The organism is Pseudomonas sp. H26/SER47-MNA-CIBAN-0231 (genome assembly GCF_040310465.1).
In the GTDB taxonomy this organism is placed as follows: domain Bacteria; phylum Pseudomonadota; class Gammaproteobacteria; order Pseudomonadales; family Pseudomonadaceae; genus Aquipseudomonas; species Aquipseudomonas atacamensis.
This window is the reverse complement of sequence record NZ_JBEOPW010000005.1, coordinates 378,246-403,747: the sequence shown is the minus strand read 5'-3', so window position 1 is coordinate 403,747 and position 25,502 is coordinate 378,246. Positions and strand designations below refer to the sequence as shown.

The following is a 25,502-nucleotide window of genomic DNA, read 5'->3' as shown; positions in this document are numbered from 1 at the left end:
TGATAATCTTGTTGACTATCAGTCTGACTGCACAAGCACCCACACGAATTGCTTGATTCAGTTGTTAAAGAGCGGTTGGTTAAGATCTTTCGTCTCAACCGAGGCGCGCATTCTACAGCAGCCTCATTTGCTGTCAAGTGATTATTTTCAGAAGTTTTCGAAGAATTCTTCAACAACTTCAACCACTTGCGCTTCCGATCTCTCGTTAGCGGGAGGCGAATTCTACAGCGTTAATCGCTGCTGTCAACACCTCTTTTTCTCCGCTTTCGACCGAGAAGATCGAACCGTTAAAAGAGCCAAACATCACTGCTCTTTCAACTCCTTCCAGGCTTCGATGATCTGAAGCAAGCCGCTGTCGAAAACTGCGTAACTCTTTGAATCTCAAGGAGTTTTCCGTTTCGACTGCGCCGGAAGTGGGGCGAATTATAGACCTCTGGAATCTGCCGTCAACCGTTAATTTCGCTTTTCTTTCAAATCAGCAAAAACGCTTTCTATATATAGACGCGCCCCCATCCAATGCGCAGTATATTGCCCACTACCACAACAATACTGTGTTTTTGCCTTGGATGCTGCCGCGCAATGAATGATCAACCTCGCTCCCTTGCTTCCACATTGTTTCCGGTTTGCCTGCTCATGATAGCCATGGCGTCCATCCAGTCGGGCGCTTCTCTGGCCAAAAGCATGTTCCCCATTATCGGCGCACAAGGAACAACCACTCTTCGCTTGATCTTTGCCAGCGTGATCATGCTGCTGATACTGCGCCCATGGCGTGCAAAGCTGACCGCCAAGTCTCTTCGTACCGTGATCGTCTACGGAATGGCATTGGGCGGAATGAACTTCCTCTTCTATATGTCGCTGCGCACAGTGCCGCTGGGCATCGCCGTTGCACTGGAATTCACCGGCCCTCTGGCTGTAGCTATATATGCCTCTCGCCGCGCCATCGATTTTGTATGGATTGCGCTTGCTGCAGCCGGCTTGCTTCTGTTGATACCTACCGGGGCTACCACTGCCGGCATTGATCTGGTCGGAGCGGGCTATGCGCTGGGCGCCGGAGTGTGCTGGGCGCTGTACATTCTGTTCGGGCAAAAGGCCGGCGCCGACAACGGGGTGACGACCGCAGCCCTCGGCGTGATGATCGCCGCGCTGTTTGTGGCGCCAATCGGCATTGTTCATGCCGGCTCTGCGCTGCTTACACCATCACTGATTCCGATCGCTATCGGCGTCGCCATTCTGTCCACCGCCCTGCCCTATACCCTGGAGATGGTCGCCCTGACGCGTATGCCCGCGCGCACCTTCGGCACGCTCATGAGTATCGAACCGGCCTTCGGAGCACTATCAGGTCTGCTTTTTCTCCAGGAATACCTTTCATTGTCACAATGGCTGGCCATCCTGTGCATTATTCTGGCGTCAGTGGGCGCAACCATGACCATGGGCAGCGGAGCAAAGCCTGCTGTCGCGGCCGACTGAAGCGTTATAGAAAGTGGGGCCTGGTAATTGGCGCTCATTTAGGCCATGTTTAGCTTCGTAACCCATCGCCAGGCATGGATTTTTTCGCAAAGGACGGCACAACGCTGCAAACGCGAGCGAATACAGGCAGACCCGAGCACCAGACTCGTGGCCGCTATTAAGGATGGTAATGAAACGAATTTTGCTACTGATCGCCCTGCTGGCGATCGCGAGCTGCGCAGCGACCTCGGAAACCCAGGTCAAACGCGGCAAGAAGGGGCTGCATATCAACTGTTCCGGACTTTCATCCTCATGGGACAAGTGCTACACCAGCGCCGCCAATTCCTGCGCGCCGAAGGGTTACAAGGTGATCGCCAAATCCGGGGACACCGTCGAAGAACCTGGCGATTATCCGTTCGGCTTGAACCCCGCCGGTTATACCAGCCGCAGCATGATCGTCATCTGCAAATAACTACTCGGCTCGTGGCAAAGCGAGCTGACGTGTAATTTCCTCGTGACTCGAGCGCAACACCGTACGCTGCACGTCCGGTGTTGCCAGCATCCGCGCGACCACCAATGCGCCCACGCATTGCGACAGCACCGACCAGGCCAGACTCTCGCTTTCCAGTATCTCGGCCCAGCCCTGCTGAAGGCGGCAGATCCATTCTTCAGCCTGCTCACGCACCTGTACATCGGCACGGGCAATCTCCGCGCCCAATGTCGGCAGCGCGCAACCGGCCTCGGGTTGCTCGACATGGGCCATGCTCAGGTACTGCTTCAGACAACGCTCCAGCCGCTGCCGATCTGCACCGCCCTGGCCACCAAGGCGCTCAAGACTTTCACTCAACTCTCGCTCGACGATGGCAGCGAACAACGCATCCTTGGATGAAAAGTGGCTGTAGAACGCGGCGCCACTCAAACCGATGGCTTTCATCAGGCCATCCACGCCCACCGTGGAAAACCCCGATTTCTTTGCCGACAGCGCGCTGCTTTGCAGCAATCGTTCGCGGGTTTCCGATTTGTGTCCGGCCGAATAACGCATGTCATCTCCTGAAGTAGATCGCCTTGACGCTGCCTGAATCCTAGCATAACGTTCGTTAACTAAACGATCGTTAACCCAAAGGGATTCACCCATGAATAACAAGAAGGTCGTGTTGGTTGTCGGGGCCGGTGATGCCACGGGCGGGGCCATTGCCAAGCGCTTTGCCAGTGAGGGATTTATAGCCTGTGTAACCCGGCGCAGCGCCGACAAATTGCAGCCTCTGGTTGACGCAATCATCGCTGATGGCGGTGAGGCCCATGGTTTTGCCTGCGATGCGCGCAAGGAAGAAGATGTCATCGCGTTGATCGAAGACATCGAAACCCGCGTCGGCCCGATCGAGGCCTTTGTCTTCAACATCGGCGCCAACGTGCCCTGCAGCATTCTCGAAGAAACCGCGCGCAAATATTTCAAGATCTGGGAGATGGCCTGCTTCTCCGGTTTTCTCAATGCCCGTGAAGTGGCCAAGCGCATGGTCACTCGGCAGCGCGGCACGATTCTGTTCACTGGTGCCACGGCCGGGCTGCGCGGTGCTTCTGGATTTGCCGCTTTCGCCGGAGCCAAACACGGCATCCGCGCACTGGCGCAAAGCATGGCGAGAGAGTTGGGGCCGATGAACATTCACGTCGCCCACGTCGTAGTTGATGGTGCGATCGATACCGACTTCATCCGCAACAGCTTTCCCGAGAAATACGCGACCAAGGATCAGGACGGCATTCTCGATCCAGAGCACATCGCCGAAAACTATTGGTATTTGCACAGTCAGCCACGGGATGCCTGGACCTTTGAGCTGGACCTGCGCCCATGGAACGAACGCTGGTAAGCCCTCCCCCCCTCATTACAACAATAAGAGAGCGATTTGATCATGACGAAAACCGTGGAATTCTATTTCGACCTCGGCAGCCCCACCACCTATCTGGCGCACACCCAGCTAGCGAAAATCTGCGCCGATACCCAGAGCGAACTGATCTACATCCCGATGCTGTTGGGTGGCGTGTTCAAAGCCACCGGCAACGCTTCGCCGGCAATGATTCCGGCCAAGGGCCGCTACATGTTTCAGGACCTCGATCGCTTCGCCAAACGCTACGGCGTACAGCTCAGATTCAATCCGCACTTTCCAATCAACACGCTGATATTGATGCGTGCCGTCACTGGCATGCAGATGCGCCAGCCGCAGCGTTTCGCCGAGTTCGTCGATTGCCTGTTCAAGGCGCTTTGGGTAGAAGGCCGTAACCTCAACGATCCGCAAACCGTTGCCGCCGTGCTGACTGAAAACGGCTTCGACCCCCAAGAGATAATGGCGCTGACCAATGATGAATCAGTAAAAGCCGCACTCAAGGAAAACACCGAAGCCGCCATCAAGCGCGGCGTTTTCGGTGCCCCAAGCATGTTCATTGGCGATCAGTTGTTCTTCGGTCAGGATCGACTCGACTTCCTGGAAGAGGCATTGCGCCAGGATTGAAGCCGAGACCCAAGGCACCGCGAGCGGTGCCTTGGGTAAATCGATCAAATGGCCACAGTGCGCTCGTTCAGCCAGCTCAGCGCCGCGCCATCCAGCAACGGGCTCAGACGCTCGCGTACTTCACTGTGATAAGCATTGAGCCACTGCTTTTCTTCCTGAGTCAGCAGCTCAGCAATCAGGCAGCGAGTATCGATCGGGCACAGCGTCAGGGTTTCGAACTTGAGGAAGTCGCCGAATTCGCTGCTGCCGGCCTCGCGGTTCATCGCCAGGTTCTCGATGCGCACGCCCCAGCGGCCCGGGCGATAAGTGCCGGGTTCGATCGACGTGATCATCCCCGGCTGCATCGCCGTCTGCGGTGCCGGTGCCGCTTGATAAGCGATCACTTGCGGACCTTCGTGAACGTTGAGGAAATAGCCCACGCCATGACCCGTGCCGTGGCCGTAGTCGACGTTGTCAGCCCAGATCGGCGCACGAGCGATGGCGTCGAGCAGCGGCGACAGAATGCCTTTCGGGAATCGTGCCCGCGATAGCGCAATCACGCCTTTCAACACGCGAGTGCAATCCTGTTTCTGCTCTTGGGTCGGCGTACCCACCGGGACCATGCGCGTGATGTCTGTGGTACCGCCGAGGTATTGACCACCGGAATCGATGAGCAACAGACCATCACCCTCGATCAGCGCATGCTCCTCTTCGGTAGCGTGATAGTGCGGCATCGCGCCATTGGCGTTGAACGCAGCAATCGTGTTGAAGCTCAGCGAAACGTAATCGGGACGCCGCTCACGGGCAGCGGTAAGTTTCTCGTCGATGGTCAGTTCGGTGATGCGCTCGCGTCCCCACGCTGACTCCAGCCAGGCAAAGAATTCGCACAACGCCGCGCCATCCTGCTCCATGGCTTTACGGATGTGCTGCGCGTCGGCTTCGCTTTTCTGCGACTTGGCCAGCGTGGTCGGGTTGAGGCCTTCGACCAGTTTCACGCCACTGTCCAGGTTATCCAACAACCCCGTGGTCACTCGCGCCGGATCGACCAGCAGGCTCGCGCCACTCGGCACAGCACGCAACGCATCGGCCACTTCGCTGTAGTCACGCAGCGTTACGCCATCCTGTTCGAGCACAGCGCGCAGGTCGGCATCGACCTTGCTCAGCGCCACAAACAGCGTGGCCTGTTGCTGATTGATCAAGGCGAACGAAACAAACACCGGATTGAACGAGACATCACCACCACGCAGGTTGAACAGCCAGGCGATGTCATCCAGGGTGGCGATGAAGTGCCAATCGGCGCCACGCTCTTGCAAGGTTTCGCGCAATTTCGCCAGTTTCTCGCCACGGCTGACGGTCGCTTGTGGCGGCAGATGCTGATAGATCGGCGCGTTGGGCAGGCTCGGGCGATCGCGCCAGACTTCCTGCAACAGGTCGATATCGGTGCGCAGGCGAGCACCGCGTGCCTCGAGCCTGCTGCTCAGTGTGCGCGCCGAAGCCACCGCCATTACCGCACCATCCACGGCAACCACGCCGCCCTCGGGGGTTTGCTCGGCCAGCCAGTCCAGCGGGCTCGGTTGCCCCGGTTGCAGCTTGACCAGTTCGATGCCGCTGCCGTTGAGCTCTTTGGTCGCCTGTTCCCAGTAACGACTGTCGGCCCACACGCCGGCGAAATCCGCAGTGACGATCAGCGTACCGACCGAACCGTGGAAACCCGACAGCCATTGCCGGCCCTGCCAGTAACCCGGCAGGTATTCCGAAAGATGCGGGTCGGCGGACGGCACCAGCAGCGCATGGATGCCTTCGCGGCGCATCAGTTCACGGGTATGCGCCAGGCGCTGAGGCACCGATCCTTCGGTCAAGGTGTGGGAACTCATCATGTCTCCTGCTAATCGCGTCATCGTTATTGTTCGTAGCCTTCGCGGCCATGGAAAGCGTCTGCTGTTTAGAGCCCTGTCGCCCAGAATGCCGGGGCACTGGCGCAGGCGGTTGTGATCAGGTCAACGGCCTTGTCGACATCCTCAACGGTGGTAAACCGCCCGAGGCTCAAGCGAATGGTGCGCCCCGCAAGCTGCGCATCGTGTCCGAGCGCGAGCAGCACGTGGGACGGCGCATTACTTGCGGAATTACACGCCGACGTCGCGGAAAACGCGATCGAATGGCTCAATGCCGCGCTGTTGAACTCGCCCTCGCTGAAGGTCAGGCTCAGGGTGTGCGGAATACGTTGCGAGGCACTGCCATTGAGGCGCACGCCGGGCAACTTCAAAAGCTGCTCGAGCAAGCGTTCGCGCAAAGCGATGATGGATTTTTTCTCTTCATCGAATGCGTCGGCGGCCAAAGCGAAAGCAGCGCCCATCCCGGCAATCTGATGAGTCGCCAGGGTTCCGGAGCGCAGGCCACCTTCATGACCGCCGCCGTGGATCTGTGCCTCCAAGCGTTGCTGCGCCTGCGGGCCGACATACAAGGCGCCGATGCCCTTGGGGCCGTAGAGTTTGTGTGCGGAAAACGACATCAGATCCACCGGCCAGCGGCTCAGGTCGATCGCGACTTTGCCCGCGCCTTGCGCCGCATCAACATGAAACAACGCCTGCCGAGTGCGCACCACTTCGCCAATCGCCTCGACATCGTTGACCGTGCCCAACTCATTGTTGACCAGCATCAGCGAGACCAGAAAGGTGTCGTCACGCATCGCTTCGCTGACCGCTTGCGGCGTGATCAAGCCTTGGGCGTCCGGCACCAGATAGGTCACGGCAATGCCCGCGTCCTGCAATTGCCGCGCGGTGTCGAGAATGGCCTTGTGTTCGATCTGACTGGTAATGATATGGCCGCCGCAAACGCCACGGGCCTGAGCGACACCTTTGAGAGCGAGGTTGTTGGATTCGGTGGCCCCGGAGGTCCAGACAATCTGCTCAGGCTGCGCGCCGACCAGATCGGCGACTTGCCGACGTGCCTGCTCGACCGTCTGCCGGGCCTGCCGGCCAAACGCGTGGGAGCTGGACGCCGGGTTACCGAAGTTACCGTGAAAGCCCAGACATTCGATCATCACTTGGATGACCCGCTCGTCCACCGGGGTGGTGGCGGCGTAATCGAAATACAACGGACGTGTGTTCATAAAGGACTCGCAGAGCGTGTTCCGGGATCAGGAGGCTCGTGTCTGCAAACGACGATGCACAGCCTCGTGAGCTGTGCATGGGTTCGAGAGCGTCATCAATACCTGATCGGATGCCGTTAAAGAAGTAGGGCTTCATTTAAAAGTGCGTAGGAACGCTCCTGAAACCGAGCTTAACAGGCATCGGGCCGGCGATTGAAGCAATGCGTCAGTGAAAGCTTTCCAGAAGTAACGGATACAGCGAGATCACCAACAGCGCCGCCATGCCCCAATTGAACACGCGCAACCAGCGCGGATCTTTCAGCACATTGCGCAACAGCGTGCCGCACGCCGCCCACAGGCCGACACTGGGCAGATTGATGATGGCGAACACAGCCGCGATGATCACGACGTTATAGAAATAACCCTGCATCGGCGTGTACGTGCTGATGGCACCGATGGCCATGATCCACGCCTTGGGATTGACCCATTGGAACGCCGCGGCGCCCAGATAGCTGATCGGTTTCGCCTCGCCGTGGGCACTGTCGCCGACCGGGCCGGAGTGGGCGATCTTCCACGCCAGATACAACAAATACGCCGCGCCGACATAACGCAGCACCGTATACAGAATCGGATAGGCCTGAAACACGGCGCCAAGGCCAAAGCCCACCGCTACCACCAACAGGAAGAAGCCGCAGCTGATGCCGAGCATGTGCGGAATGGTGCGGTTGAAACCGAAATTCACTCCGGATGCCAGCAACATGGTGTTGTTCGGCCCCGGTGTGATCGAGGTGACAAGGGCAAACAGGGCAAAGGCCAACAGCAGATCAAGCGAGAGGTTCATCGAGGCAGTCCATCCAGGGTCGTTCAGCTGTTGACCCTATCCCACACGGCCCGGCAAACCCACGGACAGTTAGGGAAAACTTCAAGCAGTACAGTTTGCTTTCAGCTCGGACGACCGTGCAGCTGTATGGCACGTTCGGCGCTCATCTCACCCTGTTGGTCGAAGCCGAAAGTCTTCTGCGGCTGACCGAGCAATCGGGCTTTTTTCGCGTGGTATTCGTCGAACGACAAGCCGCTGCGGTTCAGCGCTTCCAGCGCCAGTTCGCGGGATTCTTCAGCGGTGTAAGGGCGCAGCTCGGGCGAAACATGGCCGGCACAACCGGCAAGTACGGAAACAGCGAGCATCAGCGAAACAGTCAGTAAACGGTTCATGGGAGCGTCCTGGCGAGCAATGTGGGGTCGATGGAGAAAGGCTACGCCCGGGCACGCTCGCGCAGAAATCAACGCTCTCAATAGTGGCTATCAGCTTTGCGTTAATACTGGCTGACCGGCAAACGGCAGTGCAGCGCGTCGTCGTGGCTGCGGGCGATACTGCTGTGCACCTGGAACGAGTTGAAGGTCACAGTTTTCGCCCGATGGGTACGGATCAATTGCCAGAAATCCTCCTCGCCGCTTTCGAAACTGCGAAAGGCCGCCTCCCCCGCTTCGCGACTTTGCCACTGCAAAAAGCTCAGCACGCGGCGGCCGTCGTCGCTGGCCTGCACGCTGGCGCTGAGAAACCCGTCGTAACGCTGGGCCAGCCCCTCGGTCTGCGTGGCCAGTGCCGAGACCAGCGCCGCTTGCTGGCGGGGTTCGATTTCGAATTCGATCAATTGGGTAAAGCTGCGATTGCTCATGGAAAGCCCCCACTCATCTTGAAGCGAGCCTTGCGACCCGAAGAGCTGCAGGGTAAAACCTCTAGTTAAGTCAAGGTCAAGGGTATTTTCAGCATGATCAGCAAAGACCAGGTGCACAAGCCTCTCACCGTGGGTGAGGTTGCGGCGCGCAGTGGCGTCGCGGTCACGGCGCTGCACTTTTATGAAGCCAAAGGTTTGATCAAGAGTGAACGCAATGCCGGCAACCAGCGCCGCTATCCACGCGCCGTCCTGCGCCGGGTGGCGTTGATCAAAGTCGCGCAACGGCTGGGGATACCGCTGGCGGAAATCGGCGAAGCGCTGAAGATCCTGCCGCAGGATCGCGCGCCATCGGCGGCGGACTGGAAAATGCTGTCTGAACAATGGCAGCGCGAGCTCGACGAACGGATCAGGCAATTGACGCTGATGCGCGATCAGCTCACCGGGTGCATCGGCTGCGGCTGTCTGTCCATGGAAGCGTGTCCGTTACGCAATAAAGGCGACATGCTCAGTGACCGAGGGCCAGGCCCGCACTTTCGCGATGAGTGATGAGGCTGCTCGTCGGCGAACAATTTGCGCAGCGAGGACGGTTCTATAGTGATTGCTCCGGGTAAATCCGGTTTAACCACATCTGTTGAAAACAAAAACAGGGAGAACGTCATGAGCGTCAAACCCATTCCCGAGGGGTATCACAGCATTACCCCGTATCTCGGCATCCAACAGGCCGCCGAGGCCATCGAGTTCTACAAGAAAGCCTTCAATGCCAGCGAAGTCATGCGCCTGACCATGCCCGACGGCAACATCGGCCACGCCGAGCTGCGCATCGGCGACAGCGCGATCATGCTCGGCACGCCTTGCGACCAAGGGCCGTTGAGCAATCCGCAGCAGGCAGTGTCGATCGGCTTGCACCTGTATGTCACCGATGTCGACCAAGCCTTTCAACAGGCGCTGGATGCAGGGGCGCAAAGCGTCTCCGAGGTCAAAGACCAGTTTTACGGTGATCGCAGCGGCACGCTGAGAGATCCGTTCGGCCATCTGTGGTTTCTCGCCACGCACAAAGAGGATCTGAGCGAAGAGCAGATTCGCCAGCGTGCGATGGAGATGTTCAGCCAAGGCTGAGGGCTTTTTGCCTCGGATCGACCGGCAAAAATGCACTGCCGATGTAATTGCGAAACATTTACTTTCATATCCGCTTTCGGGATTTTCTTCGCTCATCCGTCTTATAGGAATGCAGGCCGTTCGCGTAGGCAAAAGCCACGAACGGCCTCCCGGGGAGTTCCGTGCTGCGAAGCCCGTAGCCCGGCCCCTTCCACCGCAATCAAGACGCGCAATCATGTCGAAGAAATCCCGTTCCAAACTGTGGTTCCTGGTGCATAGCTGGCTGGCGTTGCCGATCTGGTTCTTTGTGCTGATCGTCTGTGTCACCGGCACGCTGGCGGTGGTCAGCCAGGAGATTGTCTGGCTGGCCAACCCGCAAATGCGCGCCAGTCAGCCGTCGGACGATGCGCCGCGACTTAGCTACGACCAGATTCTCGCCGCGATCAAACAGGCCGAGCCGCAAACCCTGGTGCAGAGCATCAATCGTCCGGACGAGTCGCACTTTGCCCTCGATGTCGAAGTCAGCTACCCCGACGGGCGCTCGTTGACGGTCTATGTCAATCCGTACACGGGGGTCATTCAGGGCACCGCGCCGGCGTTCGATTTCAAGGCGTTCACCCGCGCCCTGCACGGCTGGTGGCTGGTGCCGTTCACCAACGGCTACAGCTGGGGCTGGTATCTGGTGTCATTGCTCGGCGTGCCGATGCTGGTGTCGCTGATTACCGGGCTGGTGGTCTACAAGCGCTTCTGGAAAGGTTTTCTGCGCCCGACCCTGCGCGTTCGCCATGGTGCGCGGATCTTCTGGGGCGACTTCCATCGCCTGTGCGGCATCTGGTCGATCTGGTTCATCGCGGTGATTTCCATCACCGGCATCTGGTTCCTGATCAAAGCGATCCTGTTCGATAACCAGATTTCCATTTCCAGCGAACCGATCATTCCGGCGATGTCCCGCGAAAGTGTGCCGATCTCGGCCGCCGGCACCCCGCCGCCGCGCATCAGCCTGGACCGCGCCATCGAAATCGCCCAGCAGAAGATTCCGGGGCTGGAAGCCAGCTACGTCAACCTGCCGGGCAATGCCTACTCGCACATGAGCGTCAGCGGCCGTGGCTGGTATCCGCTGATGTATCAGACCGCGACTCTCAACCCGTACAACGGCGAAATGGCTTCCTCACGGTTGCTGTCCGATCGGTCCTCGCTGGAATTCGTCACCGAATCCATGCGCCCGCTGCACACCGGTGACTTCGGTGGCATCTGGATCAAGTTGATCTGGTTCTTCTTCGGTCTGTTGCTGAGCATGATGATCCTCAGCGGCCTGCTGATCTGGACCAAGCGCACCGCGCTGGCCACCGCCAATGCGCTGAAACGCGAGGACAAGAAAAACCGCGTCACCGCCCAACCGGCGCTGCGCCGTGAAACTTCGGAGGCGAGCCTGTGAATAAAGCCATCTCGGTCACACCGCCGTCGCGCCTGTCGCGTTTCTGGCACAAGTGGCGTTTCCACATCAATGTCCTGCTGTTGCTGATCCCGCTGGGCTTCATGCCGAAATACTTTGCCGATGCTTCGCTGTTTCGCGGCGACAGTGGCCTGGGCCAGCGTGAAATAGGCAACGTTCAGGTCGGCCCGTGGAGCCTGCGCCTGGCCGAACTGCGTGACGAGGCGCCGCACCTTAGCGGTCCGGCCGGCTATATGAAGGATTTCACTGCCGCCGTTTGTGATACCTGCGTCGAGCAGGTCAAGGCTACTTACCTGCGCATCGGCAAGCCGCGCAGTCTGCGCGCCGCCGGCACGATCTTCTTCGGTACGCCTTATCGCATGGGCACGCAAATGCCGATCCCGGCGAAGACCAAACCTGACGCCGAGCTGTGGATCACCATGGAAGGCTGGGACGGCAGCATGCACCAAGCCGCGATTCCCCTGAGCCAAGCCTCCCCCGCCACGGTTGCGTGGCTGAACAAACAAGGAGCCAAACCATGACTCGCTCACCCCTTCAGACCCGTTTGCTCGCCAGCGCCGCGCTGCTGCTGAGCGCCGGTTTCAGCGCCAGCGCCCTGGCGCACAACCCGATGTGCGAATGCAAAGCCATCGATGCCGAACAGATCAAATGCACCGGCGGTTTCTCCGACGGCAGCGGCGCGCCGGGGGTGACCCTCGATGTGATCGGCTACGACGAAACCATTCTGGTGCCGGGCAAATTGGGTGATGACTCGACGCTGACGTTCAAGAAGCCCGGCAGCGAGTTCTATGTGCTGTTCGACGCCGGCCCAGGCCACGTGGTGGAAATCGACCAGGCGGATATCGAAGCCCCATGAGTAGCCCGACGACGCAAGTGGTACGCCCGGCCGGCGCCGGCCATGAAACCCTCAACGTGCTGCTGTTGTGCCTGCTGATCCTCGCGGTCGCCGGCTCGGTGGTGGCGTGGCGCGGGGTTTCCCATGAACCGGAGCCGGTCGCCAGCAACCAGTACGACGCCCGCCGCGATCTCAGCGCCGCCGAGCAAGGCATTTATGCCGACCTGCGCGTGACCCTCGACGAAATCCGCTTGCTGCGCGAAGAGCAACAAGCCCTGCCGACGCCACAAATGCTGGCCGACGAAGGTTTCGCGCCGTTCGCGCAGGACGCCAGTTCGGTCAGCCGTGGTGGTCACGCATGGCATATGCTCGCCGAACGCGCCTATTTCGGACGCAGTGCGACGCCTGATGTCGCCGGTTCATTTCTGATGCGTGTCGGCACTGACGCCAACGCGGCGCCGGACATCTGGCTCAAGCGCAGCGCCGATCCCGCGCCTGCTGAAGATCTGTCTGACGCCGCGCTGTCCGCCGCTGGCTGGAAACAGATCGTCGCGCAATTCGATGCCGGGGTTACCCGCGAACATCGCCATTGATTCCTCGCCTTTATCCGAGAGAAGACTGCTTGCCCATGTCCATTTCATCTCCTCGCCGTCCCTTGTTACGCCTGTTTCTGCTTGGCCTGTGCGCCTGCCTGCTGAGCCCGTTGGCCAGCGCCGAGCAAGGCAAACGCCTGCGCATCGGCATCACCCTGCATCCGTATTACAGCTACGTCGCCAACATCGTCGGCGACAAGGCCGAAGTGGTTCCGCTGATTCCTGCGGGCTTCAATCCGCACGCCTACGAACCGCGCGCCGAAGACATCAAGCGCATCAGCGGACTGGACGTGATCGTGCTCAACGGCGTCGGTCATGACGACTTCGCCGACCGGATGATCGCCGCCAGCGAAACTCCCAACGTCAAAACCATCGAAGCCAACGAAAACGTGCCATTGCTGGCGGCCACCGGTGTCGCTGCGCGCGGCGCCGGCAAAGTGGTCAATCCGCACACGTTCCTGTCGATCAGCGCCTCCATCGCCCAGGTCAACAACATCGCCCGCGAGCTGGGCAAGATCGATCCGGACAACGCCAAGACCTACACGCAAAACGCGCGCGCCTATGGCAAACGCCTGCGGCAGATGCGCGCCGACGCGTTGGCCAAACTGACCCAGGCGCCCAACGCCGAACTGCGCGTGGCCACTGTGCATGCGGCTTACGACTATCTGTTGCGTGAATTCGGTCTGGAAGTGACGGCCGTGGTCGAGCCGGCCCACGGCATCGAGCCAAGCCCGAGTCAGCTGAAAAAGACCATCGACCAGTTGCGTGAACTCGACGTCAAAGTGATCTTCTCCGAGATGGATTTCCCGTCCAGCTACGTCGACACCATCCAGCGCGAATCCGGAGTGAAGCTGTACCCGCTGTCGCACATTTCCTACGGCGAATACACCGCCGACAAGTACGAAAAGGAAATGACCGGCAACCTCAACACCGTGGTTCGGGCGATTCAGGAGTCGGGGGCATGACGTCGAAAGAAACCTTGATCCCTGACAACACCAATAACCCGGTGGGAGCGAGCCTGCTCGCGAAGGCGCCGGATCAGGCAACACCTTCGCTGAATGACGCACCGCATTCGCGAGCAGGCTCGCTCCCACAGGGGATAACCGGGCCATCGCTGGAGTTTACGGAAGTGAGCCTGACGCTGGGGCGCACGACGATTCTCGACAAGGTCAGCTTCCAGGTGCAGCCCGGCAGCGTGCATGCGCTGGTCGGCCCCAATGGTGGCGGCAAGAGTTCGCTGATCAAAACGCTGCTGGGGCAGATGCCGCATCAGGGCCAGCTCAGCCTGCACTGGCCCGGCGAGCCCGGCACCATTGGTTACGTTCCGCAGGCGCTGGAGTTTGATCGCGGCTTGCCGATGACCGTCGACGATTTCATGGCCGCCATGTGTCAACGCCGTCCGGCCTTTCTCGGTTTAAGCAAACACTACGCCGGCGCCATCGGCGAGGCACTGGAGCGCGTCGGCATGCAGGACAAGCGCAAGCGGCGCATGGGCGCGCTGTCCGGCGGCGAGCGGCAGCGGGTGCTGCTCGCGCAGGGCTTGATTCCGGCGCCGCAACTGCTGGTGCTCGACGAGCCGATGTCGGCCCTCGATGAGGCCGGGATCCAGGTGTTCGAACGTCTGCTGACTGACTGGCGCGCGGCGGGGATCACGGTGTTGTGGATTGAGCATGACCTGGAAGCGGTGGGTCGGCTGGCCGATCGGGTTACCGGCCTCAACCGCCGCGTGCTGTTCGATGCCACACCGCAACAGGCACTGACTCCGGAGCGTCTGCTGACGCTGTTTTCCACCCATCCACGGAGCGCGGTCTGATGAGTTACGAAGCCTTTCGTTTGATGGTCCAGGGTTGGGCGTCTTCCGGTTATCTGCCGGAAGCGCTGGCCTACGGCTTTGTCGTCAACGCCCTGCTCGCCGGCCTGCTGATCGGCCCGGTGCTGGGCGGGCTCGGCACGCTGGTGGTGGTCAAGCGCTTTGCATTCTTTTCCGAAGCAGTCGGCCATGCCGCGTTGACCGGTGTCGCCATCGGCATCCTGCTCGGCGAACCCTACACCGGCCCGTACGGCAGTCTGTTCGGCTACTGCCTGCTGTTCGGCATCCTGCTCAACTACCTGCGCAACCGCACCGGGCTGGCACCGGATACGCTGATCGGCGTGTTTCTCTCGGTGTCACTGGCACTGGGCGCGAGCCTGCTGCTGATTCTCGCCGGCAAGATCAACGTGCACATTCTGGAAAACGTGCTGTTCGGTTCGGTGTTGACCGTCAACGGCAATGATCTGGCGGTGCTGGCGATCGTCGGTTCGCTGGTCATGGCCCTCGCCCTGCCGCTGTACAACCGCATCATGCTCGCCAGTTTCAATCCGCAACTGGCGGCGGTGCGTGGCGTAGCGGTGAAGACCCTGGATTACCTGTTCGTGATCCTGGTGACCTTGATCACCGTCGCGGCAGTGAAGGTGATTGGCGCGATTCTGGTCGGTGCCTTGCTGGTGATTCCTGCGGCAGCGGCGCGCTTGCTCAGTCAGTCGCTGAAAGGGTTTTTCTGGTGCTCGGTGCTGATCGCTACCGTCAGCACCCTGTGCGGGATTCTTGCGCCGATCGTCTTCGATCTGCCGATCCCGTCCGGCGCCGCGATCATTCTGGTCGCCGGCATCGCTTTCGCCCTCGCCGCCATTGCGCGCGGCGTCGTCCCCAGCCTGAAAGGGAACCTTGGATAAATGGCTTTTTCATTGCGTAACCTGACTCTGGCCATGGCCCTGTGTGGCGTGGTCTGCACTCCGTTGATGGCGGCTGAAACTGCGAAACCGTTGCGCGTTCTGGCCTCGTTACCGATCACCTATGGATTGGGCGAAGCATTGCTCAAGGGTACCGACGTCAAACTTGAACGTGCGGCGCCGGCCAACCTTCCGGGTAGCCGTCAGACTGCGTATTTCACCGGCCGTGGCGCTCCGGCGCTGAGCAAACTGGCCACCGACGCGGACGCGGTAATCGGTCTGCGTTCGCTGTGGGCCGATGATCCGCTGTACCCGATCGCGCGGCGCAGCAATATCCGTATCGTCGAAGTCGACGCTGCGCGCCCGGTCGACGGCGCCCTGCCCGGCATCGCCGTGCAGCCGGGCCTGCAGGTTGATGGCCTAAACAGTCAGCCATGGCTGGCGAGCAACAACATGGGGCGCATGGCCGATGTGATGGCGGCGGACCTGGTGCGCCTGGCGCCGAGCGCCAAGCCTGCAATCGAAGCCAACCTGGCGGCGTTGAAACAGCGTTTGCTGAAACTCAGCGCGGACACCGAAGCGCGTCTGGCCGAGGCGGACAACCTGAGCGTGATGAGCCTGAGCGATCACTTCGGCTATCTGATTGGCAGCCTCAACCTTGAACTGGCTGGACAGGACGCGCGGCCTGATGCCGATTGGACCCCAGAGGAGTTGAAGAAGCTGACGGCGACGCTAAAGGACAATGACGTGGCAGTGGTGCTGCACCATCGCCAGCCCGCGGAGCCGGTGAAAGCAGCGATTGCCGAATCCGGCAGCCGTTTGGTGGTGTTGAGTACCGATGCGGCGGATCCGCTGGCGGAGCTGGAGGGGAATGTGGATTTGTTGCTCAAGGGGTTGAGCGGAGCGTAGTTTCAGTAAGTCCGCGTGATCGTTCTTCGCGAGCAGGCTCGCTCCCACAGTTGAAATGCGATTCCCTGTGGGAGCGAGCCTGCTCGCGAAGAGGCCCGCACCCACAACGTCACTCTCCAGACATGAAAAAACCCGCTGACCATCACTGGTCCAGCGGGTTTTTTATGCCCGGTCGCTTATTGCGCCGCGACTTGCGCATCCATCTTCTGGCGCAGGCTCAGTGGGCGCATGTCGGTCCAGACTTCTTCGATATAGGCCAGGCATTCCTTTTTCAGGCCGCTCTTGCCCACGGTGCGCCAGCCTTGCGGCACAGCTTTGTAATCGGGCCAGATCGAGTATTGCTCTTCGTGGTTGACCACGACCTGAAAGAGGATGTCCTCGCGGTCGAATACTGACGTCATGCTGGTTCTCCATCGTTGTAAGGTCGGCTGCACAAAGAATGCAGCCGGGTATGTAGAAAGAACGTTCGCCGCGCGGAAAAATTTACAGCGCGGTGGTGGCAGCGGCCAATGCGCGGCCGAAGATCTCGGCCACCCGATCGATTTCCGCGGCAGTGATCACCAGCGGCGGCAGGAAGCGCACCACCGCGCCATGGCGACCGCCCAGCTCCAGAATCAGGCCACGCTTGAGGCATTCACGCTGGACCAGCGGCGCCAGACGCGCAAACGCTGGCGGATGACCGAGCGCGTCGGGCGCGCCGTTCGGGTCGACCAGTTCAACGCCGAGCATCAGGCCGCGACCACGAATATCGCCCAGCTGCGGGAAGTCGCGTTGCAGGATGTGCAGATGCTCGCTGAGTCGATCACCCATGGCGGCTGCGTGCTCGCAAACCTTGTGCTCCAGCAGATAGCGCATCACCGCTGAACCGGCGGCCATGGCCATCTGATTGCCACGGAACGTGCCGGCATGGGCGCCGGGTTGCCAGGTGTCGAGCCAGTCGCGGTAAACCACCACCGCCAACGGCAGGCTGCCACCGATGGCTTTGGACAGTACAACCACATCCGGAACGATACCCGCGTGTTCAAAGGCAAACATCTTGCCGGTACGGGCGAAACCGCTCTGGATCTCATCAACGATCAACGCCACACCGGCCTTCTCGGTGATCCGGCGCAAGCCGCGCAACCACTCGACATCCGCTGGAATCACCCCGCCCTCACCCTGTACCGCCTCAACGATCACCGCCGCCGGCAATTGCACCCCGGCCTCGGGATCGTTGAGCAGGCTTTCCAGATAACTCAGATTGGCGTTGACGCCCGCTGCGCCGCCGAGACCGAACGGGCAACGGTAATCGTAGGGAAAAGGCATGAACTGCACGCCGTTGCTGAGCAACGCACCAAGTGGTTTTTTCGGCCCCAGGCTGCCCATCAGGCTCAACGCCCCCTGACTCATGCCGTGATAACCGCCGGAAAATGACAGCACGGTGCTGCGCCCGGTTGCGGTGCGCACCAGTTTCAGCGCTGCTTCCACGGCGTCGGTGCCGGTCGGGCCACAAAACTGGATCTTCGCTTGCGCCGCCAACTCCGTCGGTAGCAGCCCGAACAGGTCCTGGACGAATTGATCCTTGACTGGCGTAGTCAGGTCGAGGGTGTGCAGCGGCAACTCATCGGCCAGCACTTGCTGGATCGCCTCGATCACCACCGGGTGGTTATGCCCCAGCGCCAGCGTGCCGGCTCCAGCCAGGCAGTCGATGAATGTACGTCCTTCAACATCCTCGACATACAAGCCCTTGGCACGCTTGAGCGCCAAGGGAATACGCCGAGGATAACTGCGCGCGTTGGACTCCTGCCGGCTCTGCCGCGCCAACAACGGTGATTCGTTGAATTCGAATAACGTTTCCGCCGGCGCCGAGGCGACCCGGGCCGACGACGCTTCGATAAGACTGGTGGCGACTGACATCTCTCGACCCCTCAATTCGCTATGGATAGTGACCAGAACAGCACACCGACAGGTGCGCGTTCCGGTCGCGGGGCGCACTTGCAGGTTTTCCTGTTCTGGAAACGCTTCAGCGCGGTGCGGATTTACACCCGTGATCGAGTTGTCCGGCCGGTGAGGACAAAGGTTTGCGCAGCGGCACGGTTTGCAAGCCGTTGCAGAGACCGGGTAGCGCTGCCTGTTGGTAACCCAGGTGCCGATAGAACCCCTCGGCGGTGCGCGTGCTGTTGAGGTGAGCATTGCGCACACCGCGAACCCGCAACCAGCCTTCGACATTCTGCATCAGCGCCCGGCCGACGCCTCGGCGGAAGGATTCCGGCTGGACGTAACACAGCAGGATTTCGCCACTGACCCGAGCCATGCCGACACCAACCGGTTTGTCATCAAGCAAAGCGACGCAGAGATAGAAATGTGGGTCGGCGAGCCGGCTACTGATGAAATCGGCGGGAGAACGGTTGAGCCAGTCGCTGACGAGAAGTGGATGGTTGCGGTGATCGAGTGCACATCCGATACGGATCGAACGCTCGACAATACGGTTGATGATGCCGGTGTCGGCCAGGGTGGCCGGACGTATGCAGACGGGTGCTTCCATGGCGCAGTTCCCTCAATCCATTGAGTCAAAGCTGGGTTGACCTTAGCCCCAACCCTGGCGGATAGCGAACGCCGAGAAGTTACATTTGATGTGGCAGAACATGTTCTTTTGTGAGAGCGAGCCTGCTCGCGAAAGCGTCGGACCAGTCAACGTCGATGTTGAATGACTTCCGCATTCGCGAGCAGGCTCGCTCCCACAGGGGATCCAAGGTGAGATCAGAGGGTTTGCAACGGCATGGTCAGTTCGACCCGCAAGCCATCCGGGCGGCTGTCGAAATGCAGGGCACAATCACAGCGCTGGACAATCGCCTGGACAATCGCCAGCCCCAAGCCGCAGCCGGTGCTCTGGCCGTTGCGCCAGAAGCGCTGGGTCAGATGCTGCAAATCATCTGGCGCAATGCCAGGGCCATGGTCACGCACGACAAAACGCACGCGATTGCCGATGTTTTCCAGATGGACCTCGACCGCGCAATCTTCAGGCGTATGGCGCAGGGCGTTGTCGAGCAGGTTACGCAGTGCAGCAATCGCCAGCACAGCAGGCATTTGCAGCGGCGCGGCGGACAAGTCGTCCGGCACGTGCAGTTTGATCCGCAGCCGCTCGCCGCCAGTGGCGTCCTGGATCGCCAGTCGGGCCACTTGCTCGGCGCTGCATTGCGAGCCGTCATCGAACGACAGGCTGCCTTCGACCCGCGCCAGCAGCAGCAACTGTTCAAGGGTGCGGTGGAGGCGATCGGCGCCCTCCTCGGCGCGGGCCAGCGATTGATCGCGGGCGCTGCCGTCGGTCATGCGCGCGACTTGCAGGTGGGTCTTGATCGCCGTCAGCGGACTGCGCAGTTCATGCGCGGCGTCACCAGTGAGGCGACGCTCACGCTCGATGGTCTTGCCGATGCGCTGGAACAACTGATTCTGGGTTTCCAGCAACGGCTTCAATTCGCTGGGAAACGCCTGCAGCTGCAATGGCTCAAGGGAATCGGCATTGCGCCGCATCAGCGCCTCGCGCAGACGATTGAGTGGTGCAAGACCCTGACCGATGCCCAGCCACAGCAGGCACAGGCAGCCCAGCAAGGCCACACCGACCGGCACCGAAGCAGCGAGCAGAATCGACATGTTCAAGGCTTCGCGCTCGATCTGCCGATCCGCCGTAGTGATGCGCACATCGCCCCGGGCCAGGGTGAAACTGCGCCACGGGGCGCCGTCGATCATTTGATCGTGGAAGCCCATTTTCTCGGCTTCCAGCGCTTGCTCGGGGTTGTTGTGGCTGCGCGCGAGAATCTCGCCGCGCAATGAGCTGACCTGACAGGCCATGCCGCCGGGAATGTTCAGCTGTTCAGCACTGAAGTGGGTGCCCTCGCCTTTGCTCGGCAGCGTCGGCAATTGCTCAAGCAAACCGGCGACCATGCGCGCCGAAGCGACCAGACGCTGGTCGAGGGAGAACATCATCTGATTGCGCAGATCGCTGAGCATCCACGCCGCCGCCAGCGCCCAGATCAGCGCGAAGGCAGCGCCGAGCGTCAGGCTCAGGCGCAGGCGCAGACTCATCACTTGCCTTGCTCTCCGCCATCGGCAGGCCCGAGGCGATAGCCCAGACCACGCACGGTTTCGACGATGCCTTTGCCAAGCTTGCTGCGTAGGTGATGGATGTGCACGTTCAGTGCGTTGCTTTCCAGTTCATCGTTGAAGCCGTAGACGCTGTCCTTCAACTGTTCGGTGGACAGCACCCGGCCGCGATTGTGCAGCAATGCCTGCAACAGCGACTGCTCGCGGCGCGACAGGTCCACCGGTTGCCCGGCGAGGCGGGTTTCGCGGCTGCTCGGGTCGTAAGTAAGCGCGCCATGCTCGATCAGATTCACGCTGCGCCCGGCCACGCGGCGCAACAGCGTCTGCAAGCGAGCGAACAGTTCGCGCAGGTCGAAAGGCTTGAGCAGGTAGTCGTCGGCGCCGGCCTGCAGACCGTCGACACGATCGGTCACCGAGTCACGGGCAGTGAGGATGAGAACCGGGATTTCCAGGCCGCTCTGCCGCAATTGCTGGAGCAACTTTAGGCCATCTTCGTCGGGCAACCCGAGATCGAGAACCATCACGTCGAATTCGGCGACCTTGAGCATCGCCCGCGCCTTGGACGCGGTGTTGACATGCTCGACGGTCAGGCCCTGTGCCTTGAGCCCGGCGACGATGCCGCTGGCGATCAGCTCATCGTCTTCGCAAACCAGTACGTGCATAGGGGCTCCGGAAATAAAAAAGGCGAGTGAAGCAGGCAAGGATTAAGGGGCAATTATGGCGGCACACGTCGACTTCGCAAAGCTGCACGAGAATGCAGTCAGGTTGTCGCAGCCCAGCAACCGACGCGAGCATGCCATGCAAACTTTATTACCCCGTTACCCATCCGGAAACAATTCCAGCCTTTATCGCCAATGCAACTTCATCTAGTTTCAACCGGCAACTTCAACCCCAAACTTAAATGGACTTTTAAACATGACCAACTTGAATAACTTTGTTGCCATAGACTGGCGCTCCGGCCCTGATCGAATTTATTTTTTCTTCAAGGACACCGATACCTATTCGCGCTTTGATATTGGCGACAATAGTGTCCCATCCAATTATCCAGCCGCCACGGCAGGCAACTGGGACAACTTTGCCCCGTATACCAAAGATCTGCGCTTTGGCTTGACTACCACTTCCTTCGGCTGGAACGCCGGAAGTGACGAGGATATTGCCTGGCTTTTCTTCTATGACGGAACAACTCCGATGGTCTGCAAATACGATCAGGACAGCGATAAAGTTGCCGCCTTCTACAAGGTAGCCGACTCGGTATGGAAGCCGATTCTTCCATATTTTGACAAGATCATCGCCGGCACCTGGTTTCAACTGACCGGCTACCCTTTCCTGTTTCGATTCATCCTCGATGACGGCCACTACCTGTCTTTCGACTACAAGGCCAAGACCGTCAAGTACAACCGTTTCGGCGAATATCAGCTGGGCGCGCTGAAACCTTACAAGGACCGGATAATCACAGCGGCGCAGAATGACCGGACATTTGCAGACAGTTACTGGTATATCTTCCTGACCAATAATCAGTACCTCACTTACAACATTCAGTCCGATCGACTCGTTGCCGGCCCCAGAACCATTGATGACGGCAATTGGCCCGGCCTGCTGCGTGGTTGATTGGTCAATCCCGGAGAGCCTAGTAGGATAGGGTTAATTATCGGTTAATCGCCGCCGCCCATCCTGCACCCCACTTGCACAGGGACAAGGCTCCTCCATGCGTCATTTTTTTCTTCTGTTTGCTCTACTGGTTTCCGGTCTGGCTCAGGCCGGAAACAATCCGTTCGAGTCCAAGCCGGATTTTTTACCCGTCGACAAGGCATTCGTACTCACCTCCGAGCGTCTGGACTCGGGCGAAACCCAGCTGTTCTGGCAGATCACTGACGGCTACTACCTGTATCAGAAACGTTTGAAATTCGACGGACTGGCCGCCGACCAGCAGCCAGTGTTGCCTGAAGGCGAATCCCACAGCGATGAGTTTTTCGGCGAGCAGCCGGTGTACCGCCAAGGCCTGGAAGTGAAAATCCCGGCGGCCGCCAGCGGTCAGATCAAGGTCAGTTATCAGGGCTGCGCCGATGCCGGTCTGTGCTATCCACCGCAAACCCGGGTGATCGATCTGGGTGGCAAAGCCGCAGCAACAACGGGCGCTGAAGCCCCGGATCAGGCTTTGGCCAGCAGTCTGCAACAACGGGCGCTGGGCTGGAGTCTGCTGGTGTTCTTCGGACTCGGCCTGCTGTTGGCGTTTACTCCGTGTTCGCTGCCGATGCTGCCGATTCTCGCCGGGATGATTGTCGGCAGTGGCGCCACACCACGGCGCGGGTTTGCCTTGGCCAGCAGCTACGTGATCTGCATGGCGCTGGTTTATGCGGCGATGGGCGTGATTGCTGCGCTGCTCGGTGCGAACCTGCAGGCGTGGTTGCAAAATCCTTGGCTGCTCGGTGCGTTTGCCGCCATTTTCGTGGTGCTGGCATTGCCGATGTTCGGCTTCTTCGAGCTGCAACTGCCGGTGGCCCTGCGTGATCGTCTTGAACATGCGTCGCGCAGCCGCAGCGGCGGCAGCCTGATCGGCGCCGGCGTGCTGGGCGCATTGTCCGGTCTGTTGGTCGGGCCGTGCATGACCGCGCCACTGGCCGGCGCGCTGCTGTACATCGCGCAGAGCGGTAACGCGTTGCACGGCGGTCTGATTCTGTTTGCACTGGGCATCGGCATTGGTGTGCCGCTGTTGCTGCTGGTCACCGTGGGCAACCGTTTCCTGCCGAAACCCGGCGCGTGGATGAACCTGCTCAAGGGCATATTCGGCTTCCTCTTTCTTGCCACTGCATTGTTGATGCTGCGCCCGGTACTGGACCCGTCGTTGTGGTTGGGGCTGTGTGGCGCACTGCTGTTGATCGCCGCTTACAGCGCCTGGAAACAATCCGCAGGGTTTGGCCGCGTCGCGCAGATGTTTGGCGCCCTGTCCTTGCTGCTCGGTTTGTGGGGCAGCTTGTTAGTGATCGGTGCGGCGGGCGGCAGTGATGATCCGTATCAGCCATTGCAGGTCTACAGCGCCGGCCCTGTCGCCAGCGCGGCGCCGACGGGTCACGATGCCTTCAGCACAATCAAGGAACCGGCGGCACTGCAACGCGAACTCGATGCAGCCAAGGCTCAGGGCCAGTGGGTGTTGCTCGATTACTACGCCGACTGGTGCGTGGCGTGCAAGGTCATGGAGAAGAAGGTGTTCGGTGAGGCCAAGGTCATGCAGGCCCTGAGCGACGTGCGCCTGCTGCGCCTGGATGTGACCGCCGACAACGCTGCGAGCCGTGAGCTGCTCAGTCGCTATAAAGTGCCGGGGCCGCCGACGTTCATCTGGATCGGCGCTGACGGCGAAGAACGCCGCAGCCAGCGCATCACCGGCGAGGTCGATGCCGATACTTTCCTGCAACGCTGGTCCGCCACCCGAGATGCCAACTGATGCTGACGTTCACCCTCGGCACCTTCGCCATCGCGCTCAACCACCTGCTGCTGATCAGTGCTCTGGCGCTGGCGACGTTTGTCGGCTGGCGGGTGGCCAAGCGTGGCGGCGATAACCCCGAGTCGGCGCTGTTCAGCCTGTTTTTGCTGGGCATGCTCGCGGCGCGCGTTGCGTTTGTCGCGCTGTACTGGTCGCACTATCGCAATGACCCGTGGCAGATCATCGATCTGCGCGACGGCGGTTTCCTCGCTTGGCCCGGGGTCATCGTGCTGTTGCTGGCGGCGTTGTATCGCGGCTGGCGCCGGCCCGCTTTGCGTCGACCGTTGGGTTTCGGCGTGGTCAGTGGCGTGGCGTTCTGGCTGCTTGCCACCCTGTCGCTGAATATCTACGAACAGGGTACGCGCCTGCCGGATATATCCCTGCGCAACGCCGCTGGCGAAACCATCAAGCTCAGTGAGTATCAGGGCGGGCCGCTGGTGATCAACCTCTGGGCGACCTGGTGCCCGCCGTGCCGGCGAGAAATGCCGGTGCTGGAGAATGCCCAGCAACAGCGCCCTGACCTGACATTTCTGTTCGTCAATCAGGCCGAAAGCATGCAAAGCGTGGCGACGTTCCTGGAAACCCAGGGCCTGAGCCTGAACAACGTGCTGTTCGACCGCCGCGGCCGTCTCGGTCAGGCCGTGGGTTCCATGGCGTTACCGACTACGCTGTTCTATAGCCCGGACGGTCGCTTGCTGACCAGTCACCTCGGTGAACTGTCGAACGCCAGCCTCGCCCGCGCCCTGGAAACCTTCGACACTTCGCCTTCAAGCCCGAATCAGGCCGTTGCCCCGGCCAACTCTGCAAGGAAACTGCCATGCCCCGCCTCCGCCACCTGCTGACGCTGACCCTGGGCACTGCCCTGCTGCACTTGCCGTCGGTGCAGGCTGCTGAAGAACTGCCCGCCGCAATCAAAAAGATCGAAGCCAAGGGCGCGAAAATCGTCGGCCAGTTCGACGCCCCCGATGGCCTGCGCGGGTACGCCGCGCAATACCAGAATCGCGGCATGGCGCTGTACCTGACCCCGGACGGCAAACACGTCGTGGTGGGTAATCTGTACGATGCCGACGGCAAGGACCTGAGCAGCGAGCCGTTGCAGAAACTGGTCTACGCACCGATGTCCAAGGAAGTCTGGGCCAAGTTCGAGGCGAGCAACTGGATTCAGGACGGCAACAAGGATGCACCGCGCACGGTGTACCTGTTCAGCGATCCGAACTGCCCGTACTGCAACATGTTCTGGGAACAGGCGCGGCCATGGGTCAAAGCCGGTAAAGTGCAGTTGCGCCACATCATGGTCGGCATCATCCGCGAAGACAGCCCGGGCAAATCAGCCGCGCTGCTGGCGGCGAAAGACCCGGCCAAGGCTCTGCAAGATCATGAGAGCGCCGGTAAGGGCAGCGCCCTCAAGGCCTTGAAAGACATTCCGGTCGCCGTGCAGAGCAAACTCGCGGCGAACATGCAGTTGATGGAAGACCTTGAACTGCAGGCCACCCCGGCGATTTTCTATATGGATGACAAAGGCGAACTGCAACAACAGCAAGGCGCGCCTTCGCCGGACAAGTTGGTGAAGATTCTCGGGCCTAAGTAGTTTTTTCATTGCTTGGACCGGCTCTTTCGCGAGCAGGCTCGCTCCCACAGTTGACTGCATTCCCTCAGCCAG

At 60.3% G+C, this 25,502-nt stretch carries 29 protein-coding genes; 18 read left to right on the top strand and 11 right to left on the bottom strand.

Features of this window, described 5'->3' with window-relative positions; translation table 11 throughout:
• Positions 1-579: 579 nt before the first annotated feature.
• Both rhtA and AAEZ10_RS11300 read left to right on the top strand, forming a co-directional pair.
• Complete coding sequence (gene rhtA, locus AAEZ10_RS11305; RefSeq protein WP_122611553.1) at positions 580-1,467, top strand: threonine/homoserine exporter RhtA; 888 nt, start codon at positions 580-582, stop codon at positions 1,465-1,467.
• 169 nt (positions 1,468-1,636) lie between these two features.
• Positions 1,637-1,918: a hypothetical protein gene (locus AAEZ10_RS11300; protein ID WP_016770791.1), complete on the top strand. Its 282-nt coding sequence runs from the start codon at positions 1,637-1,639 to the stop codon at positions 1,916-1,918.
• On the opposite strand, the gene AAEZ10_RS11295 is transcribed toward AAEZ10_RS11300, so the two are convergent.
• Positions 1,919-2,488, bottom strand: coding sequence for a TetR/AcrR family transcriptional regulator (locus tag AAEZ10_RS11295; protein ID WP_016770792.1), 570 nt, complete (start codon positions 2,486-2,488; stop codon positions 1,919-1,921).
• A 91-nt stretch (positions 2,489-2,579) separates the two neighbouring features.
• Here AAEZ10_RS11295 and AAEZ10_RS11290 point away from each other — a divergent pair, with 91 nt between their 5' ends.
• Together AAEZ10_RS11290 and AAEZ10_RS11285 are read left to right on the top strand one after the other, a co-directional pair.
• Positions 2,580-3,308: an SDR family oxidoreductase gene (locus tag AAEZ10_RS11290; protein ID WP_350569207.1), complete on the top strand. Its 729-nt coding sequence runs from the start codon at positions 2,580-2,582 to the stop codon at positions 3,306-3,308.
• Between the two features lie 42 nt (positions 3,309-3,350).
• The gene (locus AAEZ10_RS11285) at positions 3,351-3,947 is read left to right on the top strand and encodes a 2-hydroxychromene-2-carboxylate isomerase (protein ID WP_122507880.1); all 597 of its coding nucleotides are present in this window, start codon (positions 3,351-3,353) and stop codon (positions 3,945-3,947) included.
• Positions 3,948-3,991: 44 nt separating this feature from the next.
• Here AAEZ10_RS11285 and AAEZ10_RS11280 read toward each other — a convergent pair whose 3' ends face one another.
• The 5 genes from AAEZ10_RS11280 to AAEZ10_RS11260 all read right to left on the bottom strand — a co-directional run bounded on the left by AAEZ10_RS11280 (position 3,992) and on the right by AAEZ10_RS11260 (position 8,690).
• Complete coding sequence (locus AAEZ10_RS11280) at positions 3,992-5,800, bottom strand: aminopeptidase P family protein (RefSeq protein ID WP_350569205.1); 1,809 nt, start codon at positions 5,798-5,800, stop codon at positions 3,992-3,994.
• 68 nt (positions 5,801-5,868) lie between these two features.
• Positions 5,869-7,035, bottom strand: coding sequence for an aminotransferase class V-fold PLP-dependent enzyme (locus AAEZ10_RS11275; RefSeq protein WP_350569203.1), 1,167 nt, complete (start codon positions 7,033-7,035; stop codon positions 5,869-5,871).
• Positions 7,036-7,240: 205 nt separating this feature from the next.
• Positions 7,241-7,855: a LysE family translocator gene (locus AAEZ10_RS11270; protein WP_076563682.1), complete on the bottom strand. Its 615-nt coding sequence runs from the start codon at positions 7,853-7,855 to the stop codon at positions 7,241-7,243.
• Between the two features lie 101 nt (positions 7,856-7,956).
• Complete coding sequence (locus AAEZ10_RS11265) at positions 7,957-8,226, bottom strand: hypothetical protein (protein ID WP_073472521.1); 270 nt, start codon at positions 8,224-8,226, stop codon at positions 7,957-7,959.
• 101 nt (positions 8,227-8,327) lie between these two features.
• Positions 8,328-8,690, bottom strand: a complete 363-nt coding sequence (locus AAEZ10_RS11260) for an antibiotic biosynthesis monooxygenase (RefSeq protein ID WP_016770724.1) — start codon at positions 8,688-8,690, stop codon at positions 8,328-8,330.
• A gap of 93 nt (positions 8,691-8,783) precedes the next feature.
• Here AAEZ10_RS11260 and soxR point away from each other — a divergent pair, with 93 nt between their 5' ends.
• The 10 genes from soxR to AAEZ10_RS11210 all read left to right on the top strand — a co-directional run bounded on the left by soxR (position 8,784) and on the right by AAEZ10_RS11210 (position 16,284).
• A complete protein-coding gene (gene soxR / locus AAEZ10_RS11255; RefSeq protein WP_350569200.1) occupies positions 8,784-9,236 on the top strand; it encodes a redox-sensitive transcriptional activator SoxR in 453 nt (150 codons plus the stop codon).
• 111 nt (positions 9,237-9,347) lie between these two features.
• On the top strand, positions 9,348-9,806 hold the full coding sequence (locus tag AAEZ10_RS11250; protein ID WP_073472514.1) for a VOC family protein: 459 nt from the start codon (positions 9,348-9,350) through the stop codon (positions 9,804-9,806).
• A gap of 214 nt (positions 9,807-10,020) precedes the next feature.
• Positions 10,021-11,220 (top strand): PepSY-associated TM helix domain-containing protein, encoded by a 1,200-nt coding sequence (locus tag AAEZ10_RS11245; RefSeq protein ID WP_041478473.1) that lies wholly within the window; start codon positions 10,021-10,023, stop codon positions 11,218-11,220.
• Positions 11,217-11,759, top strand: coding sequence for a PA2404 family protein (locus AAEZ10_RS11240; RefSeq protein ID WP_073472512.1), 543 nt, complete (start codon positions 11,217-11,219; stop codon positions 11,757-11,759). Before AAEZ10_RS11245 ends, AAEZ10_RS11240 begins: the two co-directional genes overlap by 4 nt.
• Positions 11,756-12,094 (top strand): hypothetical protein, encoded by a 339-nt coding sequence (locus AAEZ10_RS11235; protein ID WP_016770802.1) that lies wholly within the window; start codon positions 11,756-11,758, stop codon positions 12,092-12,094. Before AAEZ10_RS11240 ends, AAEZ10_RS11235 begins: the two co-directional genes overlap by 4 nt.
• On the top strand, positions 12,091-12,666 hold the full coding sequence (locus AAEZ10_RS11230; protein WP_350569197.1) for a DUF6162 family protein: 576 nt from the start codon (positions 12,091-12,093) through the stop codon (positions 12,664-12,666). The genes AAEZ10_RS11235 and AAEZ10_RS11230 overlap by 4 nt, the downstream gene beginning before the upstream one ends.
• A 35-nt stretch (positions 12,667-12,701) precedes the next feature.
• On the top strand, positions 12,702-13,631 hold the full coding sequence (locus tag AAEZ10_RS11225; RefSeq protein ID WP_056788579.1) for a metal ABC transporter substrate-binding protein: 930 nt from the start codon (positions 12,702-12,704) through the stop codon (positions 13,629-13,631).
• Complete coding sequence (locus AAEZ10_RS11220; RefSeq protein ID WP_350569194.1) at positions 13,628-14,479, top strand: metal ABC transporter ATP-binding protein; 852 nt, start codon at positions 13,628-13,630, stop codon at positions 14,477-14,479. Before AAEZ10_RS11225 ends, AAEZ10_RS11220 begins: the two co-directional genes overlap by 4 nt.
• Positions 14,479-15,378, top strand: coding sequence for a metal ABC transporter permease (locus AAEZ10_RS11215; RefSeq protein ID WP_007917717.1), 900 nt, complete (start codon positions 14,479-14,481; stop codon positions 15,376-15,378). Before AAEZ10_RS11220 ends, AAEZ10_RS11215 begins: the two co-directional genes overlap by 1 nt.
• Positions 15,379-16,284 carry a metal ABC transporter substrate-binding protein gene (locus AAEZ10_RS11210; RefSeq protein WP_024013667.1) on the top strand — a complete coding sequence of 302 codons (906 nt, stop codon included), beginning with the start codon at positions 15,379-15,381 and terminating at the stop codon, positions 16,282-16,284.
• 176 nt (positions 16,285-16,460) lie between these two features.
• On the opposite strand, the gene AAEZ10_RS11205 is transcribed toward AAEZ10_RS11210, so the two are convergent.
• The 5 genes from AAEZ10_RS11205 to AAEZ10_RS11185 all read right to left on the bottom strand — a co-directional run bounded on the left by AAEZ10_RS11205 (position 16,461) and on the right by AAEZ10_RS11185 (position 21,026).
• Positions 16,461-16,685, bottom strand: coding sequence for an MbtH family protein (locus tag AAEZ10_RS11205; protein ID WP_016770808.1), 225 nt, complete (start codon positions 16,683-16,685; stop codon positions 16,461-16,463).
• A gap of 82 nt (positions 16,686-16,767) precedes the next feature.
• Complete coding sequence (locus tag AAEZ10_RS11200; protein ID WP_122707200.1) at positions 16,768-18,180, bottom strand: aspartate aminotransferase family protein; 1,413 nt, start codon at positions 18,178-18,180, stop codon at positions 16,768-16,770.
• A 106-nt stretch (positions 18,181-18,286) separates the two neighbouring features.
• Positions 18,287-18,808, bottom strand: coding sequence for a GNAT family N-acetyltransferase (locus AAEZ10_RS11195; RefSeq protein WP_122707202.1), 522 nt, complete (start codon positions 18,806-18,808; stop codon positions 18,287-18,289).
• A 215-nt stretch (positions 18,809-19,023) separates the two neighbouring features.
• Complete coding sequence (locus AAEZ10_RS11190) at positions 19,024-20,346, bottom strand: ATP-binding protein (protein WP_038860405.1); 1,323 nt, start codon at positions 20,344-20,346, stop codon at positions 19,024-19,026.
• Entirely contained in the window at positions 20,346-21,026 is a 681-nt protein-coding gene (locus AAEZ10_RS11185; protein WP_016770812.1) for a response regulator, read from the bottom strand. The genes AAEZ10_RS11190 and AAEZ10_RS11185 overlap by 1 nt, the downstream gene beginning before the upstream one ends.
• A 253-nt stretch (positions 21,027-21,279) precedes the next feature.
• Here AAEZ10_RS11185 and AAEZ10_RS11180 point away from each other — a divergent pair, with 253 nt between their 5' ends.
• From AAEZ10_RS11180 to dsbG, 4 genes are all read left to right on the top strand, one after another.
• Positions 21,280-21,972, top strand: coding sequence for a hypothetical protein (locus tag AAEZ10_RS11180; protein WP_071173086.1), 693 nt, complete (start codon positions 21,280-21,282; stop codon positions 21,970-21,972).
• Between the two features lie 97 nt (positions 21,973-22,069).
• Complete coding sequence (dsbD, locus tag AAEZ10_RS11175) at positions 22,070-23,803, top strand: protein-disulfide reductase DsbD (protein ID WP_350569190.1); 1,734 nt, start codon at positions 22,070-22,072, stop codon at positions 23,801-23,803.
• Positions 23,803-24,684: a TlpA disulfide reductase family protein gene (locus tag AAEZ10_RS11170; protein ID WP_137216170.1), complete on the top strand. Its 882-nt coding sequence runs from the start codon at positions 23,803-23,805 to the stop codon at positions 24,682-24,684. Before dsbD ends, AAEZ10_RS11170 begins: the two co-directional genes overlap by 1 nt.
• On the top strand, positions 24,660-25,430 hold the full coding sequence (gene dsbG / locus AAEZ10_RS11165) for a thiol:disulfide interchange protein DsbG (protein WP_110601469.1): 771 nt from the start codon (positions 24,660-24,662) through the stop codon (positions 25,428-25,430). The genes AAEZ10_RS11170 and dsbG overlap by 25 nt, the downstream gene beginning before the upstream one ends.
• The last annotated feature ends 72 nt before the right edge of the window (positions 25,431-25,502 follow it).

Bases quoted from the DNA above. Each gene is read 5' to 3' on its own strand.
- dsbG (WP_110601469.1), top strand. From the start codon at position 24,660: ATGCCCCGCCTCCGCCACCTGCTGACGCTGACCCTGGGCACTGCCCTG.
- rhtA (WP_122611553.1), top strand. From the start codon at position 580: ATGAATGATCAACCTCGCTCCCTTGCTTCCACATTGTTTCCGGTTTGC.
- AAEZ10_RS11195 (WP_122707202.1), bottom strand. From the start codon at position 18,808: ATGGAAGCACCCGTCTGCATACGTCCGGCCACCCTGGCCGACACCGGC.
- AAEZ10_RS11185 (WP_016770812.1), bottom strand. From the start codon at position 21,026: ATGCACGTACTGGTTTGCGAAGACGATGAGCTGATCGCCAGCGGCATC.
- AAEZ10_RS11200 (WP_122707200.1), bottom strand. From the start codon at position 18,180: ATGTCAGTCGCCACCAGTCTTATCGAAGCGTCGTCGGCCCGGGTCGCC.
- AAEZ10_RS11280 (WP_350569205.1), bottom strand. From the start codon at position 5,800: ATGAGTTCCCACACCTTGACCGAAGGATCGGTGCCTCAGCGCCTGGCG.
- AAEZ10_RS11300 (WP_016770791.1), top strand. From the start codon at position 1,637: ATGAAACGAATTTTGCTACTGATCGCCCTGCTGGCGATCGCGAGCTGC.
- AAEZ10_RS11190 (WP_038860405.1), bottom strand. From the start codon at position 20,346: ATGAGTCTGCGCCTGCGCCTGAGCCTGACGCTCGGCGCTGCCTTCGCG.
- AAEZ10_RS11260 (WP_016770724.1), bottom strand. From the start codon at position 8,690: ATGAGCAATCGCAGCTTTACCCAATTGATCGAATTCGAAATCGAACCC.
- AAEZ10_RS11215 (WP_007917717.1), top strand. From the start codon at position 14,479: ATGAGTTACGAAGCCTTTCGTTTGATGGTCCAGGGTTGGGCGTCTTCC.
- soxR (WP_350569200.1), top strand. From the start codon at position 8,784: ATGATCAGCAAAGACCAGGTGCACAAGCCTCTCACCGTGGGTGAGGTT.
- AAEZ10_RS11245 (WP_041478473.1), top strand. From the start codon at position 10,021: ATGTCGAAGAAATCCCGTTCCAAACTGTGGTTCCTGGTGCATAGCTGG.
- AAEZ10_RS11235 (WP_016770802.1), top strand. From the start codon at position 11,756: ATGACTCGCTCACCCCTTCAGACCCGTTTGCTCGCCAGCGCCGCGCTG.
- AAEZ10_RS11290 (WP_350569207.1), top strand. From the start codon at position 2,580: ATGAATAACAAGAAGGTCGTGTTGGTTGTCGGGGCCGGTGATGCCACG.
- AAEZ10_RS11265 (WP_073472521.1), bottom strand. From the start codon at position 8,226: ATGAACCGTTTACTGACTGTTTCGCTGATGCTCGCTGTTTCCGTACTT.
- AAEZ10_RS11220 (WP_350569194.1), top strand. From the start codon at position 13,628: ATGACGTCGAAAGAAACCTTGATCCCTGACAACACCAATAACCCGGTG.
- AAEZ10_RS11250 (WP_073472514.1), top strand. From the start codon at position 9,348: ATGAGCGTCAAACCCATTCCCGAGGGGTATCACAGCATTACCCCGTAT.
- dsbD (WP_350569190.1), top strand. From the start codon at position 22,070: ATGCGTCATTTTTTTCTTCTGTTTGCTCTACTGGTTTCCGGTCTGGCT.
- AAEZ10_RS11180 (WP_071173086.1), top strand. From the start codon at position 21,280: ATGACCAACTTGAATAACTTTGTTGCCATAGACTGGCGCTCCGGCCCT.
- AAEZ10_RS11295 (WP_016770792.1), bottom strand. From the start codon at position 2,488: ATGCGTTATTCGGCCGGACACAAATCGGAAACCCGCGAACGATTGCTG.
- AAEZ10_RS11225 (WP_056788579.1), top strand. From the start codon at position 12,702: ATGTCCATTTCATCTCCTCGCCGTCCCTTGTTACGCCTGTTTCTGCTT.
- AAEZ10_RS11285 (WP_122507880.1), top strand. From the start codon at position 3,351: ATGACGAAAACCGTGGAATTCTATTTCGACCTCGGCAGCCCCACCACC.
- AAEZ10_RS11170 (WP_137216170.1), top strand. From the start codon at position 23,803: ATGCTGACGTTCACCCTCGGCACCTTCGCCATCGCGCTCAACCACCTG.
- AAEZ10_RS11230 (WP_350569197.1), top strand. From the start codon at position 12,091: ATGAGTAGCCCGACGACGCAAGTGGTACGCCCGGCCGGCGCCGGCCAT.
- AAEZ10_RS11205 (WP_016770808.1), bottom strand. From the start codon at position 16,685: ATGACGTCAGTATTCGACCGCGAGGACATCCTCTTTCAGGTCGTGGTC.
- AAEZ10_RS11275 (WP_350569203.1), bottom strand. From the start codon at position 7,035: ATGAACACACGTCCGTTGTATTTCGATTACGCCGCCACCACCCCGGTG.
- AAEZ10_RS11210 (WP_024013667.1), top strand. From the start codon at position 15,379: ATGGCTTTTTCATTGCGTAACCTGACTCTGGCCATGGCCCTGTGTGGC.
- AAEZ10_RS11270 (WP_076563682.1), bottom strand. From the start codon at position 7,855: ATGAACCTCTCGCTTGATCTGCTGTTGGCCTTTGCCCTGTTTGCCCTT.